The 17,770-nt window shown below is 44.1% G+C and carries 17 protein-coding genes; 10 read left to right on the top strand and 7 right to left on the bottom strand.

Annotated features, from left to right (window positions below; all coding sequences use genetic code 11):
* Positions 1–67: 67 nt before the first annotated feature.
* Together ACXAD4_RS27940 and ACXAD4_RS27935 are read right to left on the bottom strand one after the other, a co-directional pair.
* On the bottom strand, positions 68–1,234 hold the full coding sequence (locus ACXAD4_RS27940) for a sodium:proton antiporter (protein ID WP_475245369.1): 1,167 nt from the start codon (positions 1,232–1,234) through the stop codon (positions 68–70).
* A 453-nt stretch (positions 1,235–1,687) separates the two neighbouring features.
* Positions 1,688–2,137 (bottom strand): AraC family transcriptional regulator, encoded by a 450-nt coding sequence (locus ACXAD4_RS27935; RefSeq protein WP_475245367.1) that lies wholly within the window; start codon positions 2,135–2,137, stop codon positions 1,688–1,690.
* 76 nt (positions 2,138–2,213) lie between these two features.
* Between ACXAD4_RS27935 and ACXAD4_RS27930 the strand changes: the two genes are divergently transcribed.
* The 4 genes from ACXAD4_RS27930 (at position 2,214) to ACXAD4_RS27915 (ending at position 4,150) form a co-directional block, all read left to right on the top strand.
* On the top strand, positions 2,214–2,387 hold the full coding sequence (locus ACXAD4_RS27930; RefSeq protein ID WP_475245365.1) for a hypothetical protein: 174 nt from the start codon (positions 2,214–2,216) through the stop codon (positions 2,385–2,387).
* A 108-nt stretch (positions 2,388–2,495) separates the two neighbouring features.
* Entirely contained in the window at positions 2,496–2,918 is a 423-nt protein-coding gene (locus ACXAD4_RS27925) for an Hsp20/alpha crystallin family protein (protein ID WP_475245363.1), read from the top strand.
* 131 nt (positions 2,919–3,049) lie between these two features.
* On the top strand, positions 3,050–3,472 hold the full coding sequence (locus ACXAD4_RS27920; protein WP_475245361.1) for a DUF3859 domain-containing protein: 423 nt from the start codon (positions 3,050–3,052) through the stop codon (positions 3,470–3,472).
* Positions 3,473–3,523: 51 nt separating this feature from the next.
* Positions 3,524–4,150 (top strand): 3'-5' exonuclease, encoded by a 627-nt coding sequence (locus ACXAD4_RS27915; protein ID WP_475245359.1) that lies wholly within the window; start codon positions 3,524–3,526, stop codon positions 4,148–4,150.
* A 79-nt stretch (positions 4,151–4,229) separates the two neighbouring features.
* Here ACXAD4_RS27915 and ACXAD4_RS27910 read toward each other — a convergent pair whose 3' ends face one another.
* Both ACXAD4_RS27910 and ACXAD4_RS27905 read right to left on the bottom strand, forming a co-directional pair.
* Entirely contained in the window at positions 4,230–4,901 is a 672-nt protein-coding gene (locus ACXAD4_RS27910; protein WP_475245357.1) for an alpha/beta hydrolase, read from the bottom strand.
* Between the two features lie 131 nt (positions 4,902–5,032).
* Positions 5,033–5,506: an outer membrane lipoprotein gene (locus ACXAD4_RS27905; RefSeq protein ID WP_475245355.1), complete on the bottom strand. Its 474-nt coding sequence runs from the start codon at positions 5,504–5,506 to the stop codon at positions 5,033–5,035.
* Between the two features lie 209 nt (positions 5,507–5,715).
* Between ACXAD4_RS27905 and ACXAD4_RS27900 the strand changes: the two genes are divergently transcribed.
* Positions 5,716–6,168: a hypothetical protein gene (locus tag ACXAD4_RS27900; RefSeq protein ID WP_475245353.1), complete on the top strand. Its 453-nt coding sequence runs from the start codon at positions 5,716–5,718 to the stop codon at positions 6,166–6,168.
* 96 nt (positions 6,169–6,264) lie between these two features.
* Positions 6,265–7,347, top strand: coding sequence for a rod shape-determining protein RodA (gene rodA / locus ACXAD4_RS27895; RefSeq protein WP_475245351.1), 1,083 nt, complete (start codon positions 6,265–6,267; stop codon positions 7,345–7,347).
* Positions 7,348–7,505: 158 nt separating this feature from the next.
* Here the strand turns inward: rodA and ACXAD4_RS27890 are convergent, their stop codons facing one another.
* Positions 7,506–9,125 (bottom strand): peptide ABC transporter substrate-binding protein, encoded by a 1,620-nt coding sequence (locus ACXAD4_RS27890; RefSeq protein ID WP_475245349.1) that lies wholly within the window; start codon positions 9,123–9,125, stop codon positions 7,506–7,508.
* Between the two features lie 229 nt (positions 9,126–9,354).
* On the opposite strand from ACXAD4_RS27890, the gene ACXAD4_RS27885 reads away from it, so the two are divergent.
* Entirely contained in the window at positions 9,355–10,026 is a 672-nt protein-coding gene (locus tag ACXAD4_RS27885) for a Crp/Fnr family transcriptional regulator (RefSeq protein WP_475245347.1), read from the top strand.
* 61 nt (positions 10,027–10,087) lie between these two features.
* Here the strand turns inward: ACXAD4_RS27885 and ACXAD4_RS27880 are convergent, their stop codons facing one another.
* Positions 10,088–11,584 carry a sulfatase family protein gene (locus ACXAD4_RS27880; RefSeq protein ID WP_475245345.1) on the bottom strand — a complete coding sequence of 499 codons (1,497 nt, stop codon included), beginning with the start codon at positions 11,582–11,584 and terminating at the stop codon, positions 10,088–10,090.
* Between the two features lie 14 nt (positions 11,585–11,598).
* The gene (locus tag ACXAD4_RS27875) at positions 11,599–12,804 is read right to left on the bottom strand and encodes an anaerobic sulfatase maturase (RefSeq protein ID WP_475245343.1); all 1,206 of its coding nucleotides are present in this window, start codon (positions 12,802–12,804) and stop codon (positions 11,599–11,601) included.
* A gap of 251 nt (positions 12,805–13,055) precedes the next feature.
* Between ACXAD4_RS27875 and ACXAD4_RS27870 the strand changes: the two genes are divergently transcribed.
* The 3 genes from ACXAD4_RS27870 to ACXAD4_RS27860 all read left to right on the top strand — a co-directional run bounded on the left by ACXAD4_RS27870 (position 13,056) and on the right by ACXAD4_RS27860 (position 17,656).
* Complete coding sequence (locus tag ACXAD4_RS27870) at positions 13,056–14,324, top strand: O-acetylhomoserine aminocarboxypropyltransferase/cysteine synthase family protein (RefSeq protein ID WP_475245341.1); 1,269 nt, start codon at positions 13,056–13,058, stop codon at positions 14,322–14,324.
* Positions 14,325–14,418: 94 nt separating this feature from the next.
* On the top strand, positions 14,419–15,555 hold the full coding sequence (locus tag ACXAD4_RS27865) for an endonuclease/exonuclease/phosphatase family protein (protein ID WP_475245339.1): 1,137 nt from the start codon (positions 14,419–14,421) through the stop codon (positions 15,553–15,555).
* Positions 15,556–15,745: 190 nt separating this feature from the next.
* On the top strand, positions 15,746–17,656 hold the full coding sequence (locus ACXAD4_RS27860; protein ID WP_475245337.1) for a bifunctional metallophosphatase/5'-nucleotidase: 1,911 nt from the start codon (positions 15,746–15,748) through the stop codon (positions 17,654–17,656).
* The last annotated feature ends 114 nt before the right edge of the window (positions 17,657–17,770 follow it).

Genomic DNA, 17,770 nt, shown 5'->3' with positions numbered 1-17,770 from the left:
TTGTTATGCTGCTGCTCTACCCACTACGAGTGAAAACAGGAAAATTGATATTACGGCTGCTAGTAATTTAAGCTCGCGTTTTTTCATGTGCGCCTCCTTTAACTGGGCTTAGAATCAAACTACGTACCATCATGATGAAAAAGCCTGTCAGCACTAAGTTCAAAGCCAATGACAGCATACTGATCGTCACAATAGGTCCACCAAATCCATAACCGATACTGATCATCAACACACCAGCACCAACTTCGCCTCGAGGCCACATGCCTATAGACAGAGCTAAACGCTCTTTCACAGTCGCCTCGTTGCGGTAACAAAATAACGGGAACATCTTGCCGATATTCGACACAATGGAAATCATAATGACGTGGAATACAATCTCGCTCATTTCCATTGCCGGCATTGCTGTCGTCACACTTGTATTATCAGTCGAAGCAACAGCGCCAAAAATCTGAGGTAAGCTCAAGCCCACCAGCACCATGAAGATACAGGCAACAGCCGTAGACACTTTTACATCTTCAGCTGATTCATGCTGCGATTTCATCATACAGCCCAGTACAAAGGCTGGGAGAAGTACTTCAAAGTGAATATCCGTAGAGATATAGAACAACTCACACAGGCCTGCAATTAAGACTGAATAAGCCACAATCGAACTTGCCGAAGCTGGTATATTCCACTTATGTAGGTATTTGTAGCCCATGACTAACAGCACAAGCATTACTATTAAGGTTAAGCCCAGCGCTGGTCGCCAACCGACAACCAAAATAGTTAATGGAATCATCAGCAGTACGGTATCTAGATCATCAAAAATGGCTAACACCCTTGCCTTTTTGAACATCCAAGTCGCACCAAGACCTGCTGCAGCGAGCATCGCGAACAATACTCCTGCTGAAGTCGGCGCTGCAAAACGACCAATAACAAGTGTTTCTTTCCAAGCATCAGCATTGAACCAGAGCTCACTCGGCATCAGTACAAAAATAAAGTAGAGAACGACAGCGATCCAAGGGAATGTCGCTGTGGTCATAGCTACGACATAGTCCCAGCCATATTGCTTTAAATTGTTTTTATCTATATCGAATTCACGCCCGACGTTGATCATGATGTAAGCCAAAGCCGACATCGTTACAACCATCAGTACTGGCTGCAAGGCGCTATAGCCTTGGAAATACAGTGGGAGCAATTGTGATAAGAACAAGCCAATCAAAAGTAAGATTGAATAGAGTATGACTTTTTTCACATTGAAACCTTATTAAGAGTAATCTTCATTCTACAAACGTCTATATTTATTGTTTTCTTGAGTGTGAATATATTGATTAAACTTATTACAGTGTTTTATTTAACGTATAAAAAAGTATGATACTGTAATGGAAATATATAATGAGTAAATAAAGCATTAAAAGAATGAGCAAACATTTCAACCATTTACAAAGTGAAATATTTAGGAGGGTGAAATTGAGGAAGAAAAGTATTTTTATTATTGAACTGGATACTTTATTACTACGTCCAAATAATACCCTTAACTCGGGTTTTTCTTCAAGTCTTTTCTGTCTAACCGATATAAGAAAACACCTCACGATAAAATGAAGCAAACTTTTACACTCTCTAATATCTTACAACTGTATTTACACTTTGAAATGCAAATACCACTCACTGAAGCACGTAATTAACCGGCTAGGCTTTAGAGAAAACTTTACCCTTTGACTGCTAAGTAAAATCCGACATCTGCAACATGTGTTTCAATATCATAACTGTGATATAGCTCGAAACATGGACGCCCATCAATCTCAAACCCGGCCTGTTTCACTGAGTCTGATAATGCTTTCCAATACACCGGGTAATCTGATTTATGTCTCACTATCTCTCTCTGTGTGCAGTATTTGCCTTCAGGCAAGACTTGTATACCAATCTCACCGGAGGTTAAAGTACTTGCTGGCACAGTTAAACAGATATCCGTTCTACATTGTGCAGGCGCCGTTTTATCCGGATCATCAAGATAGATAAATAAACATTGTCCACCTTGTAAGTTTTCCTCCCCTGCCCAGCGGTATAAATGGTCAACAGCGGGTTCATAACTTTCACCATAGGGTCCAGTCACTCTCAAATAAGCTAAGCAAGTTTCACCAATGTGTACGCTTTTCATGTCATTACCCACACAAACAACTAGTATTAGTAATGTAAAATCATTAATTCGCTAATGTCATTAGTAAGGTTAGCCTATGTTTGAGTGGCTCAAAAACATCTTTAATCCTGAACAACCAGACAAAGACAATATCGTTGAACAACACTCACCTGACGATGAGGATGGCATGGATAGGTATGCCAAAGGTAGCCCAGGAGATGACTCCCCTTATGAAGGAAGCCATGATGATGGAGACGATGGCGGAGACTAAAAGGTAACTCGGCTTGACATACATCAAGCCGAGTTTAAATACAGTGCCAGGCTTTTTGCCCATTATCTAAAATTGTATTGATGGTTAAGCAATCTGTCGGAGGCAATTATGAGCTTGGTACCTCGTGATTCTTGGTTCGACTTTTCGCAGATGTTCGATCATGCCTTTCCTACCCTAAGGCACAGACTTGATACTAATGTTTATTCACCAAGAATCGATATCATTGAAAAAGACAATGCTTTTGAAATCAGCGCTGATCTTCCCGGTGTTAACAAGAGTGATATTTCTGTCCAACTATCAAATGGTTCTTTGACCATAGAAGCTGTCACTAAGAAAGATGATCTAGAAGAAAAAGATGGAAAAGTGATCCGTAAAGAACGTTATGAAGGTAGGCTGATGCGAAGTTTTTATCTCGGCCACAATATCCAACAAGAAGACGTTCATGCTAGCTTCAATGATGGCGTACTCACCATACAAGTACCAAAAGTTGAAGGGGCTTCGCCTAATAGCACCAATGTGGAGATCAATTGATTCAATACGTCAAGCAACACAAGAGGCTAGATAACTAGCCTCTTTTTGCATCTGCTTACAATTGAGCATGAAACCTTCCCGACTTCCCCTTATAATGCCTCTTTATTTTTAGTAACACTGCGCTTTAAGTCATGGCCAAATCAAAACCTGTCGTTAGCATTGAGACCTATGGTATCCATACCACTTGGGATGCCGAGTCCAAGCACCTTCCCAAAATCAAGACCTTCACCACCGATGTGCCAGCAGAAATAGACATCGAGTTTGGGTTTACTGTCAATATTAAGAAAGCCCGAGGCGAGAAGATCCGCTATTGTATTTACCATCCGGGCATCACTGACGAGGATGGTGATGAATTAGAGCCTTTTGACGGCGAGTTGCATGTTCGTACCAATGACTGGGACTTCTACTTGGGCGATACCATTTGGGCTCCGATTTCCAACAAAATCGGCAAATGGCGCATGACAATTGAGCTTGGAGGTAAGGTGGTAGCAGAAAAAACCTTTAATCTTTACGCCAAAGACGAAGCTGAATTTTGGAAAAAACGTGGTTACTAATTTTCTAAGAAAAACAAAACACAAAATAAACACTTATTTGCTAGGTTACTAATGTATACACAACATCCCGCTGATACGGTTATTGTTCTCGACTTCGAGACAACAGGCCTTTCACCCAACATGGGCGACCGTGCCATCGAAATCGGTGCTGTAAAAATTCAAAACGGCATTGTTATTGACCAGTTCCAGCAACTGATGAACCCTGGTTTCCGTGTTAGCAGCTTCATAGAAGGCTACACAGGTATCACCAATAAAATGCTAGAGTCTGCTCCAAGCTGCCATGCGGTTATGGATGAGTTTGCTGATTTCATCCAAGGCTATAATCTTATTGCTCATAACGCTTCTTTCGATCAGCGCTTCCTTGATGCAGAATTGGGTATGCTCAATCGCCAATATAGCGGTGATTTTGTCTGCTCTATGCTGCTGGCACGCCGCCTCTATCAGGAAGCACCGAATCATAAGTTAGGAACCCTGGTTAATGAGCTTAGCATTCCTAATGATGGCACCTTCCACCGAGCATTAGCCGACGCCGAAATGACTGCAAGGTTGTGGTTACATTTAGTCAATGAAGTGAAAAGCAAAACCAATTTACAGTCGGTCTCATTTGACGTTATGCGCAAACTAAGCAAAACAAGTAAAGCATCGGTGCCTGCGTTGTTTAGGAAACTGGCGGCTTAATCACCAAGTACTAATGCCCAAGTTTTCGACTTGGGCATTTTTAATGGCTAAATGGCAGTAGATACCCGTAATTACCAACTCAGTTCTGCTGTAGCAATTTAGCCTTAAGCCACTCTGAAATATCCTTGATTTGTGGGTAGCACACCTGATGTTCCATAGGATACTCGCGCCAGTTTGGTTTGAACCCAAGCCCCTCAAGAGCCTCTAGTGCATCCCTTCCCATTACAGGCAGCACTACTGGATCATAGCTACCATGCATTACCTCTATGTCTAGCTGTTTGTTGGCACTACTTACTTCGATATCATCTGCGGTAGGAAAATACGTTGAGAGTGCGAGTAATCCAGCTAGAGACTGCGGATAGGTTAAAGCAAGCTGATAGGCAACTGCACCACCTTGAGAGAAACCTGCTATCAATATCCGTTCACTAGGAATACCGCTGGCTATTTCATGATCAACCAGCTTTGAAACCGCAGCAGCAGAGTCGAGTAACTGCTGTGTATTGAGCTTTCTTCCCGCCCCCATCTCAAGAATGTCATACCATGCTGGCATGACCATACCACCGTTTATGGTGACAGGAATCGAAGGAGAATGCGGAAAAATAAAGCGGATAGGAGCACCTTCAGGAAGGTTAAGCTCAGGCAGGATTGCCTCAAAGTCGTGACCATTGGCGCCTAGTCCATGAAGCCAGATCACACTTGCTGTTGGCGTAACTTCAGGTTCGACAATCACGGAAGATAAAGTTTGGGTCATTGAAATAGCATCCAGCATTTGATGGTTTTAGAGCTCTAATATACCTGTAGGGTGCATGTGAAATAAAGCCACTCTAGCGGCTAGATATAGAAGTGAATCCCAAACATTAGAGTGGCTAGCTTTAAGAGATGTTATTCAGGTACAACCCTTGCGGTTCGGCCATCAACGTTAACCCTTACCCGCTGCCCGACTGTGAACATCATATTCGGGTTTGCCTCCTGTACAATTGCAATTGTTTCACCCGTGTCATCCATCTTAATCGTTAAATTAACTCCATTACGTCGTGTGACGCCTTCTGCTGCTTTACTACCGGCATAACCGCCAAGTACACCACCACCGATAGCAGCGATATCAGAGCCGGAACCACCACCAATCTTTGAACCTAAAATACCACCCACGGCAGCACCCGCTATAGCACCAACGGCTTGTCCTTCACCTTCAATAGTCACAGGTTCAGTCTTCATCACAACACCATAGCGCACCTGCTGAATTGTACGGGTATCTGCAACCCCATAGGAATCACCATAAGGGTTGCTAGAACACCCTGTCATTCCTATCCCTAGTAAACCTAACAGCAACACAACCGGATAAAACAACTTTTTCATGCCGACACCTTTTTGTTACATAGGATCCTGCCTTAAGTATAGCGGCAGCTTTACAAGGCTCTAGCAAGGCATTCTGAATAAATATCCCGCAACTGAATGCCATTCGCCAGCAGCATTGCAAAAATCAATTGCATTTTTTTACTAACGCTTTAACTTGTTTGCACTCATCAGATATAAAGCCCTCAAATGCTCTGGCATAGATACAAGAAATGAAACATTCACTTTCACTCCCCAAGTTCATTATGCTGATCTTCGGGTTATCGCTTGTATCTCTATCAACCTATATAAGCTTCTTATTTCAGCCTGGATTTGAGCACAGCCGTTACCATCTAACCCTAGTGGTTGAGGCCTCCGAACAACGGCAAGATGATGATGAAGAATGGTATTTTTCATCGTTACACAAGCATGAGCCCATTGGCTGGATAACTATCAGTTCTCCGCCTACGTCACAACGGCACCTCGAACTTTCCCAGAAAACAATACCTGTTGATTACTGGTGGCAAGCGTCCAAAAGACGACTTTTGGTCATGCAGTGGATAATGGTTGCAATGGCTGTAGTCACCATCCCCTTGTGTGCTTACACGCTAGTAAAAACCAAACACCGTTTAGGTGGCTGGAAAGAAGCCAACCTCCAGTTCCGCACAATAGTCGAGCATCACTAACTAATCGAAACAACAACATAGATGTTTTCGGCTTTAAACTGCCAGCGTGCGCAATACCTATTGCGCTAATTGTTATTGCTTACGATTCAATAGATTATGCTTAACTTCAGACCAAGAATTGATTACCCATTGCTGATAGCCATCAGCACATTGATTTTACTCGGCTCCCTCACAGTATGGAGTGCCAGTGGCTTTAGCGAGCCGATGCTCGAGCGCCACCTCATTCGTGCATTGATTGCTCTGTTTTGTTTGGTGGTGATGTCTGCCATTCCGCCTGTTAAATACCAACATGCCGCCCCTTATCTATATGGCCTAGCGATTGTATTACTGCTTGGTGTTATTGTGATGGGCGACAGCACCAATGGCTCACAACGTTGGCTGGCAATTGGCCCTATCCGCTTCCAACCTTCAGAGTTGGTTAAAGTCGCCATCCCGATGATGGTGGCCTGGTTGTTGGTGGTAGATGCTGGCCGTCCTGATCTTAAAAAAATTGGCCTCTGCCTATTGGTAACAGGCATTCCTGCTGGCCTGATCTTTATCCAGCCGGATCTTGATGGTGCCATCTTCACCATTATCTATGCCTTGTTTGTGCTGTATTTCGCCGGCATGAGCTGGAAAATCATTGGCTCATTTCTTGGCGGTATTGCCACAGCTGTTCCCTTATTGTGGTTCTTCGTGATGGAGGCTTATCAGAAGAAACGAGTGACTCAATTTCTTGATCCGGAGTCTGATCCGCTTGGCGCTGGATATCAGATCATTCAATCATTAATTGCTATTGGTTCAGGGGGAATTAAAGGCAAGGGTTGGACCAATGCCACACAGGGTCATCTTGGCTTTATCCCGGAGAGCCACACAGACTTTATCTTCTCAACCTATGCCGAGGAGTGGGGATTTATCGGTAGCCTGATCCTACTGGGTTTATACCTATTCATTACAGGCCGAGTGATTTGGTTAGCCTGTCAGTGTGAATCGCCATTCAACCGATTAGTCAGTGGCGCATTATCACTGAGTTTCTTCTTGTATGCGTTTATCAACATGGGGATGGTCAGTGGTGTGTTGCCGGTAATGGGGAGCCCTCTTCCCTTCTTCAGTTATGGCGGTACCGCGATGATCACACAAGGTGTTTGCTTCGGTATCATCATGTCATTGTGTTTGTATAAGCCGTATAAGAGTAAATAACGCTTCATTATCTATGTGAGACCAGTAGGATCAACTTTCAAAAACGCCTAAATACATCCATGTAGCTCCGACTCTGGAACGCCAGCCCGGACCATCGATGCGAGTAGTTTTTGAAATTTAACCCTACTGCTCTTTATCTCACCTGTCACTGAAACTAATTACTTCACAAAATACATATCCTTGGCGTAGATGTTGCCCTTAGGGTTATTAACAGGGAAGCCTTTCAAATTCGCTTTGACCAAACGGGTATGGTTATAGTGGTATAGCGGGATCACAGGCGCAGCATCATTTAAGATCGCTTCTGCTTGATGGTACAGGTTATAACGCTCGCTTTGGTCTGATGCCGAAGCCGCCTTAGCTAGCAGATCATCAAATTTACTGTCACAGAATCCTGTCTCGTTACTCACATGGCCACATTGAAAGCTTCCCAGCACCGAAGATGGCTCAGCAAAATCCCCGAAAGCATAGGAACGAGCGACAGTAAAGTCACCTGCAGTCTTGGCCGACAAGTACGCGTTCCACTCCATATTGATCAGCTGAACATTTACGCCCAGCGGCTTCCACATTGAAGCAATCGCCAACGCAATTTTCTTGTGATTTTCACTAGTGTTATACGTCAACTTGATTGTAAGCGGCTTATCTGGACCATAGCCTGCTGCTGATAATAAGGCTTTGGCTTCCTTAAGGCGCTGTTTATTTCCTGTCGCTTTAAATGAAGGTACTGCCCCTTCATAACCCGCAATAATGTCCGGTACGACGGAATAAGCTGCTGGCTCCCCTTGTCCGGTCACTTTATCAACCAGTATTTCACGGTCGATAACCATGCTAAGGGCACGGCGTACATCAGCATTATCGAACGGAGCAACACGGGTATTGAAGGCATAGACGTAAGAGCCAAGCAAGCGGAGTGCCTGAATCTGTTCTGGGCTTTCTTTGATGAGTTTTTGGTAGTATTCCAGCTGGACACGATTGGTCATATGGATTTCACCCGCTTGGTATCGGGTAAGCTCGGCATTTTGTGACGACAGTGCTAAGTAAGTCACCCCTTCAATCACCGTTTTGTCATTCGCACGGTATTGCTCATTTCTTACCACTTCGACTTTTTCATTCGGTACCCACTGCTTCAGTGTGTAAGCACCGTTAGAAACAAAGTTCTCAGCGCGGGTCCAGTTGTCGCCATACTTCTCGACTGTTGACTGCGGCACCGGAAAGAAGGTTTTAATACTCATCATACTGATGAAATACGGTGTTGGGCGAGTCAGTGATACCACTAAGGTTTGTTCATCTACTGCCTTCACTCCTAACTCAGTAGCAGGTTTATCACCGGCGATAATCTGAACGGCATTGACCACATTGGCTGTTTGAAAGTTAAACCCTGTGCTATTACCGGTTTTACTATCAACCGCGCGCTGCCAAGCATAGACAAAATCATGGGCCGTCAGAGTCGAGCCATCTGACCATTTCAAACCATCGCGTAAAACGAAAGTTACCGTTTTACCGTCTTCAGATATCGACCATGACTCAGCTTGGCCTGGAATTGTTTCTCCGTTAAGGCTCTCGATCACCAGTCCTTCAAAAAGATCATTGACGATCACATCGCCCGGACTACCCGAACCAACAAAACCCGGGTCAACGGTATCCGGCTCTGCACCATTGGCTCTTACCAAATGCTGGCTCTGGGCAAGCTCAACACCTTCTGGTACATCAGCGGCAATCAAGTGGAAAGAGGGAAAAGCAAGAGCAGCACTGATGGCTGCGGAAAGAACATACTTCTTCACTGCAAAGTCCTTTTTATAAGTTATATTGTTACTTCCTGTTGTCAGAGTGACTTATAAATAGAACGCTATATTGTTCTTCAAATCAATAAGGAAATTGCTAGATATGCAAACTCGGAATAATCGTTTTCCTGTTTTAGAAAGGACGAAAATGAATACTGAAAAATGATCAATTTACAGTATACTTTTCTGGAATTTATCATAATGACTTTTCTACATTACGCTCATCACTATGCTAGTTACCTCTGAAGATGTCTACGACACCAAGACTTTGATTGACTACCTGAGCCGTCATCAAGGCAGTATCACCCTTAAACCTGTTCGCTTCGAGAAAAACCAAACACTTCTGACTCAAGGGCAGCAAGTCGAGCAATTATTGTTTATTTTGGATGGTGAAATCTCTTTGCATCGTCAAACTGTACATGGGCGACGCTTTCAGCTAGGAACCTATAAACACAATGGCTTTATTGGTTTGATGGAGCTCTTTTCTGAAAAAACATGCTTCTACACTGTCTGTGCAAATAGCATGTGTACTGGCTACCTTCTTGACACTAAGCAGTTTACCCAGCTGATTTATCAAACACCTGAACTGGCCAAATTTGTCTTTAAGCACATCACATCGAAATGGTATTTGTCTGTTGAAAAGATGACCCGAAATATCCTTCACACCATTAAATTCTGTGTGATTGACGAACTACTGTCTTTTGACGAACTAACACCGGGTGAAAAGCTCTATATCAATAAAACGCTGGAATCTGAACGGTTAGGCACTAGCATTCGCGTATACAACCGTATTATCAAACAACTGCAAGTTGATGGCGCTGTTGAGGTAGGCAGAAACTTTATTCAAGTCACCAACCGTGAGCTACTGGAAGAGATTTTAGAAATGGAAATTGACAAATAGCCGACCGGAAGATTGAGCAATAATCTGTCGGTCAGCTATTAAATACTTATTTATGAATCAATTAGTTCCAGCGCTCGTGCTTAAGCATATCTTCTGTTGTGAAGTTAGGATATGCCTGCTCCCACATCTTCAAACCATTATATTTATCACTTGAGTATTGTTCGAAGAATGCATCAAGGTCAGCAATCATCTTCACACGCAACTCCTCTCGCGGTGGTTCAGACAAGTAACGTTCGCCCATCGGGTTACTTAGATCATACCAATGATCTTCTGGCTCTTTATTTACTTCCGGGTTCGGATAATAGCGAATAAGCTTCCAATGGCCGTTAGAGATCATTCTAGAATTGCCACGTTCTGCAAATTGATATTCGCGCCAATCACGTACACGCTCACCTTTAAGCATTGGCAGCAATGTTTTGCCCGGCCCATAGCTGGTGTCATAGGTCTGCTTCTCGCCTGCGGCTAAGTCCAGCACGGTTGCATGTAGATCAATCAAATCCACAAACTCACCACGTACTTGTTTTGGCCTCACAAACTTTTCTGGGCCTGATACAACAAACGGGATACGTACTGTCTCTTCATAATAGTTATATGGGAAAGACGCATTCACCTTGCCGTACAATCCATACTGCCCCATCAATAAACCATGATCTGAAACGAAAGCAATCACAGTATTGTCGAGTAAATCGCGCCCTTCTAGACCATCAATCAACTTGCCCAGTTGATCATCTAACAGTGTTACAGCAGCTAAGTATTGGGCTAATTGCTCTTCGTGATCATCGGGTATTAAAGTAAAGTCGCTCATGTGCTCAAGTACCGAATTTCCACCAAATGCCACAACTTTGTGTGCAATGCCGCGGTATTTGGTTACCAAACGCTCTGGAAGTCCTTCGAACGGAAAATGAGGCTCAACATAGTTTAGGCTAACAAAGAAAGGCTGATCACTGTCCTGGTCGATAAACTTCAGCGTTTCATCCGTTAAGAACTGCGCTTGAATGCCCGTGTACTCCATGTTTTCGCCATCACTAGAAAACAGTACCGTCCCAGAGTGCAAATATTGATTTTTCCAGCCCGCTTCTAGCGCATCGTAGCTCAGCCAACGGTCAAACCCTCGAATAGGATCTTTACTATCAGTGGTTGCATGCCACTTACCCATCAAGGCTGTACGGTAGCCTTCATCTTTCATTCGCTCAGAAAGTAGCTTCTCACCATCAAGCCAATTGGCATCGAACTTTGGGTCTTCAGCCAAGAAGTCATAAACCCCATGCTGCGACGGCATTTTTCCAGTATGAAACGAGGCACGAGCCGCTGAACTGACCGGAGCGGGCGTCATCCCGTTCTCAAAACGAACACCATTCTCCGCCAAGTAATCCAGGTTAGGGGTTTCGATAATGTCTTGGTTGCGAAAGCTAGTTGCCCACTGACCTAGATCATCCGCCATTATCACAATAATATTTGGCTGCTCATCGGTACTCACAGTTTCGGTTGCTTGCACAAAAGGTGAGCAAGACAACGCCGCCAATGCGCACCCTTTGGCAATGGCATTTAGTTTAAACATGGTACGTACTCCATTTACTGCTGTAGAGATTCTTTCTTTTGGATAATTTGCTTGATTGCCGCAGGCGGATACTGATTCAGATACAGCTTTTTCATTAGCGCCATATACGGAGAGGAATAACGGAAAAAGGCTTTATAGCCTGGGCATAAATAATTTTGATCCGGCTTCCCGGATGACGAAAGAGCAAAGCGATGCTTAGGACAACCGCCGTGACAAAGTGAACGAAACTCACAGCGGCGACAGTCGGCAGACAAGGTGTCCGATTTAGCTAAACCAAACAGTCGATTACGCTCACTATTGTTCATATGTGTAATTGTCGTTTCGTGTATATTTCCCAGCTTGTACTCGGGATATACGTAGTGATCGCAACTATATAGATCACCGTTGGCCTCAAGGGCAAAAGCACTGCCACACTGGGATGAAAACACACAAATTTGCGCGGGTTGATTACACGTCAGAGCAAAAGTATTTTCAAACATCTGAATATAGACATTGCCAATATCTACCCTAACCCACTCATGGAATATTTGAATCAGAAACTCGCCGAAAGCCGTGGGTTCAACAGACCACTCACAAAGCTCCCCAGCCACTTTGCTTTCAGGGTTAATCAAGGTTAGCCCACTGCTTGTATGCTCTGTTGCTTTCCTTTCAACCAAGGGAATAAATTGCATGTGTTGACTACCTAATTGCTTTAGGTAGCGGTAAACAGTGAGGGCTTGGTGAACATTCGCCTCGCTCACCACCGTTAGGGTATTAAATTCAATCTTGTACTGCTTGAATAACAAGATTACGGCTTCTACTTTAGCGTGGGTGGGTTTTCCAGAACGGCTTTTTCGATATACATCATGCAGTGCAGCCGGACCATCAATTGATATACCGATCAGAAAATCATGCTGCTTAAAAAAAGCACACCATTTATCATCAATCAAAATACCGTTGGTTTGAAAGGTATTAATGACCTTCTTACCCTTACCGTATTTTTGCTGTAACAGTACCGCTTGTTCAAAAAAAGCGAGACCACGTAACGTTGGCTCCCCGCCCTGCCAAGCAAAGATAACTTCATTTCCACTTTGGGCATCTATCTGCTGTTGGATGTATGCGTCTAAGGTTTGCTCTCCCATCATCCAATCTTGACCGCGCTCAGGGTACAGTTTTTCTTTTTCTAAATAGAAGCAATACGAGCAATCAATATTGCATTTTGAGCCTGTCGGTTTTGCCATAACATGACAGCCAGAAGGGTTCCAAGTTTGTACATTCATCCGCAGCCACCAGCGAGTTTAATCGTTTGCGTGCGGATGTTAGACAAGTTCAAAATGAAGCAATAGGACATTTGTCCAAATCAGTACTTCTCTTTTTAATATGTGATTTTCGGCTACTTTTTTTCTATTAATGTTTAGCTTCACTGTAAAGTGATTAAACATTTGCCATACTTTCGAATTGTTCTGTCATTAATCAAGGAAGAAAAAGCGATATGAAAGACGAAACGCTATCAATACACAGTGGTTATGAGACCTGCCCGACAACTAAATCAGTCGCAACACCGATTTATCAGACTGTTGCCTATGAGTTTGATGATGCGCAGCATGGTGCAGATCTCTTTAACTTGGAAGTACCGGGCAATATCTATACCCGTATTATGAACCCGACTAACGATGTACTAGAAAAGCGGATGGCCGCACTGGAAGGCGGCATTGCCGGACTGGCTGTCAGCGCTGGTAGTGCAGCCATCAACTATGCAATCCAAACCTTGGCAGAAGCGGGCGATAATATTATATCTACCCCTCAGCTATATGGCGGGACTTACACCCTCTTTGCCCATATGCTACCTAAGCAAGGCATTGAAGTTCGTTTTGCCCCAGATGATAAGCCTGAGAGCCTGGCAGCCCTAATCGATGAAAACACCAAAGCGGTTTACTGTGAAAGTATCGGTAACCCGGCAGGCAATATTATCGACTTGGAGAAAATCGCAGAGCTTGCCCACCAGCAAGGTGTGCCGGTTATAGTCGATAATACGGTCGCGACCCCTGCCCTGTGTAAACCTATTGAGTTTGGCGCGGATATCGTGGTTCACTCGTTAACCAAATATGTTGGTGGTCATGGTACAACCCTTGGCGGTATGATCATCGACTCCGGTAAATTCCCTTGGGCTAAATTCAAAGATCGCTTCCCTGTCTTCAACCAGCCAGAAGCCTCTTACCATGGCGTGGTATATACCGAAGCATTTGGCGAAGCTGCCTTTATAGGACGTGCACGTACGGTTCCCCTGCGTAACACGGGCTCAGCACTTTCTCCAATGAATGCCTTTATGTTGTTACAAGGGCTTGAAACACTCCCCCTTCGCATGGAACGCCATACCGAGAATGCGCTTAAGGTTGCTGAGTATCTAAAACAGCATGAAAAGGTGAGCTGGGTGAGCTATGCCGGTTTGTCTGATTCGCCTTACTACCCACTGGCTGAGAAGTACATGAAAGGCAAACCTTCAGCGATTCTCTCCTTCGGATTGAAAGATGGTTATGATGCTGGTGTACGTTTCTACGATGCATTGAAAATCTTCAAGCGCTTGGTCAACATTGGTGATGCGAAATCGCTAGCTTGTCATCCCGCTTCAACCACACACCGACAACTGAGTGAAAGCGAACAAGCCCAAGCGGGAGTCAGCCCAGAGATGATTCGCCTTTCCGTCGGTATCGAACACATCGACGATATCATTGAAGACTTGGAACAAGCGTTGAACGCATAACATCCAATCAAGTTCGGTGTATATGGGCTAAACTGCAATTTTCGTTTTGTTTTTGCATGTATAGCCCTATTCTATTTATAGGATTTCCGAATATTTGGATAGCAGTTTGCCGTATTCAACCGATAACGCTCAACCCGATAGTACTATCAAAATAACTACTTTCAATTTATGCAATTACCTCGCCCCTCCCGACGCTTTCTATGACTTCGAAAATATCTATTCGCAAGAGCAGTGGGAAAAAAAACAATCCTGGATTCGTACTTATTTGGCTGAACATCAACCTGATGTGATTGGGTTTCAAGAAGTCTTTTCTTCGTCTTCTCTACAGCAACTAACAAAAGAGTCTGGCTACGCCTATTTCACTGTTATCGATGAGCCAAACGTGGTCGACGACTATATCTACGATAGTCCAGTGGTCGCCATTGCCTCACGCTTTCCGATAACAGAGTTCAGCGCTGTTGTAGAAGACGCTAATCTCAATGGCCCGCTAGGGATCAGTGACAGCTTTTCTTTCAGCCGCAAGCCGCTTAGAGCAACAATACACCTTCCTCAGCTAGGAGAATGCGACTTCTATGTCGTTCATTTTAAGTCTAAGAGACCCATTGTTGATGAGGGCTTTCGTCAAATTAATATCGATACGGCTTCTCAATCAGAAATAGCGACTGACAACTTACGTGCTGAGATCCTTGGTCAATGGGCTTCAACTCAACAACGAAGCGCGGAAGCTGCCCAGCTCATGAATGCTATCTGGACAAGAAAATTGAAGTCGGGCTTACCTGCCATTTTAATGGGTGATTTCAATGACGAGTTAGAGACCAGTGTGTTGCACCATTTACTTGCTGATGGTGGTCGCCAGAAAAATGATGCCTTTTCGAACTCTATTTCCCAACGCTTCCGGCTTCAACACAGTTGGGCACTGTTTCAGGCCAGCCTGTGCCATCGCGAAACCAACACAGCCGCACAGTCAGAATCCCTTGAGGGTATTGAAGATCAAAACATACGCATCCCAACAAAGCACCCTGCTCCTTATACCTACTACTATGGCGCAAAAGGCATGGTGCTGGATTACATTTTATTAAGTGGAGAGTTTGACCCTAGCTTTAATGAAAGTCTGGCAGAAGTTTACGATTATCACCTTTACGATAGACACCTTATCAACCCATCCTATGACATAGATAGCCATAGCACAGACCATGCAGTTGTGATGATTTCACTCCACATTAGGCAATAAAATAATGACAATTTAGCAATTGGTTTAAAGCCACCCATTTCGATTAATACCGCAACAGAATGTAAGATGCGCCTCACAATGAAATGCAAATAAATACAATCAACAAGCAAAAAAGTGATCAATACTTCAAAAACGAAAACGTTAAACCTTTAGTATTACGCCACTTTATTCATAAAAATCATAAGTTAACATGAAAAAACATTTATTAGCCTCGACCATTCTTCTCGCCATGAGCGGCCATGCCTTCGCAGCTGATGGCGATATCGTTGATGTCACTATCTTAGGTACATCTGACATTCACGGACATTTCATGGCGTGGGATTACGCCAGTGACAAAGCGAATACCCGTGGTAGCCTGAGCCAAATCGCCACAAAGGTAAAAGAGGTCCGCGGCCAATCTGACAACGTCATTCTGGTTGATGCCGGTGATACCATCCAGGGCAACTTCGTTGAAACCTTCAAGGATGAGCCTGTCGATCCTATGATGCTCGGCTTCAATGAAATGAACTACGATGTATGGGTGTTGGGTAACCATGAGTTCGATTTTGGCCTCAAGGTGCTAAACCGCTCGCTTACACAGTTTAAAGGTACCTCTCTGGGCGGTAACATCAAACGCAAAGATGGCAACCCTTTCTTACCTGCCCACACAATTATTGAGCGTAAAGGCATTAAGATTGGCGTTATCGGTATGGATACCCCAATGACTCAGGTGTTTGCTGAAGGGACAAACCGCCTAGAAGGCATGACATTCACTAACCCATCAATGGAAGTGAAAAAAGTCATCAAGCAAATTGACGATAAAGTAGACGCTATCGTGCTTGTTGCCCATATGGGCCTTGATAACGAAAACAACATCGAAGCAACCGGTGTCACCGATATCGCCAACGACAACCCAGAGCTGGATGCCATTGTTGCCGGTCACATGCACACCCGTATCGATAAGGCCGTGGTCAATGGTGTAATTATCACTGAGCCTGATAAATATGGCCGCGCCCTTTCTCGTATCGATCTTCAGTTCGAAGAGAAAAATGGCCAATACACTTTGGTGAACAAAGACAGCTTTACCTACAAAATTAATGGTATCGATTCTGATGACAAAATGGACGAGCTGTACTCGCCATATCACAAAAGACTTCGCGAGCAAGCTAATCGCGTAGTTGCTGAACTTACAGGCATCGATCTTGTACCGCAAAATGAGATCAAGGGGATCCCGCAGGTACATATCCAAGACACCGGTATCAGTACTCTATTCCAAGAAGCCAGCATGTATTATGCGCCGAAAGCCAATGTCATTGCCCTTCAGATCGATAATGACAAGGCTGAGCTGAACGTTGGTAAGATCAAGGCTAAAGATATCGCCTATAACTACCAATATGCAGGTGGCGAGATCACTGTCTATGAAATGACAGGTAAAGATCTAAAAACTTACATGGAATGGTCAGCTGGCTACTTTAACAGCGTCACTCCTGGTGATTTGACATATAGCTTCAATCCAGTACGTCGTGCCTCTAAGTACTCCACCAACGATTTCTTTGCCGGTGTGACATATACCATCGACCTAACCCAGCCACAGGGCCAGCGAATTACTGATCTACAGTTCGCTGATGGTACAGCTGTGACAGATACTACCCCTATCCGCTTAGGCATGAACAGCTACCGTATGGGTCACCTGACAAAAGCTGGCGGCGTATTAGAAGGCAAATCTTTCCCTGTTCTATTTGATACAGAAGCTGAATACGGTGAAGAAGACGGCACAATTCGCAACCTGACCATTCGTTACCTGACTGAAGTTAAGCACGGCAAATACGAAGGCAAGCCAATGCACCGTTGGAAGCTTTCAGGCCTTGACGGTTTTGAAAAGCAGCGTGAAGTCGTCAAGACTCTAATTAATGAAGGCAAGATTTCCGTACCAACCAGCGAAGATGGTCGTTACACCAACATCGCATCAATTAATGTCAAAGATCTTATGTTCAAGTCGCCAAAACAAGCTGCCGAATATATCAAGACACAGCAGCAAATTCTTAAAGGTGATGTCAGCGAACATAAGGCGAAAGAAATTGAGCGTAATATCGTGATTGCTCAAGCACTGAATAATGTTTAGCAGTAAGGCTATTTCATTTAGAACTGCCACTCTGGCAGCATAACCACAACCTCAATTACAGCTCCTCACTCGAGGAGCTTTTTTTTTCATGGACAGAATCCGTCCTCAGCACTA

Source organism: Photobacterium sp. AWH4_225 (genome assembly GCF_056158405.1).
The sequence above is the reverse complement of the archived record's forward strand: the minus strand, read 5'-3'. Positions and strand labels throughout refer to the sequence as shown.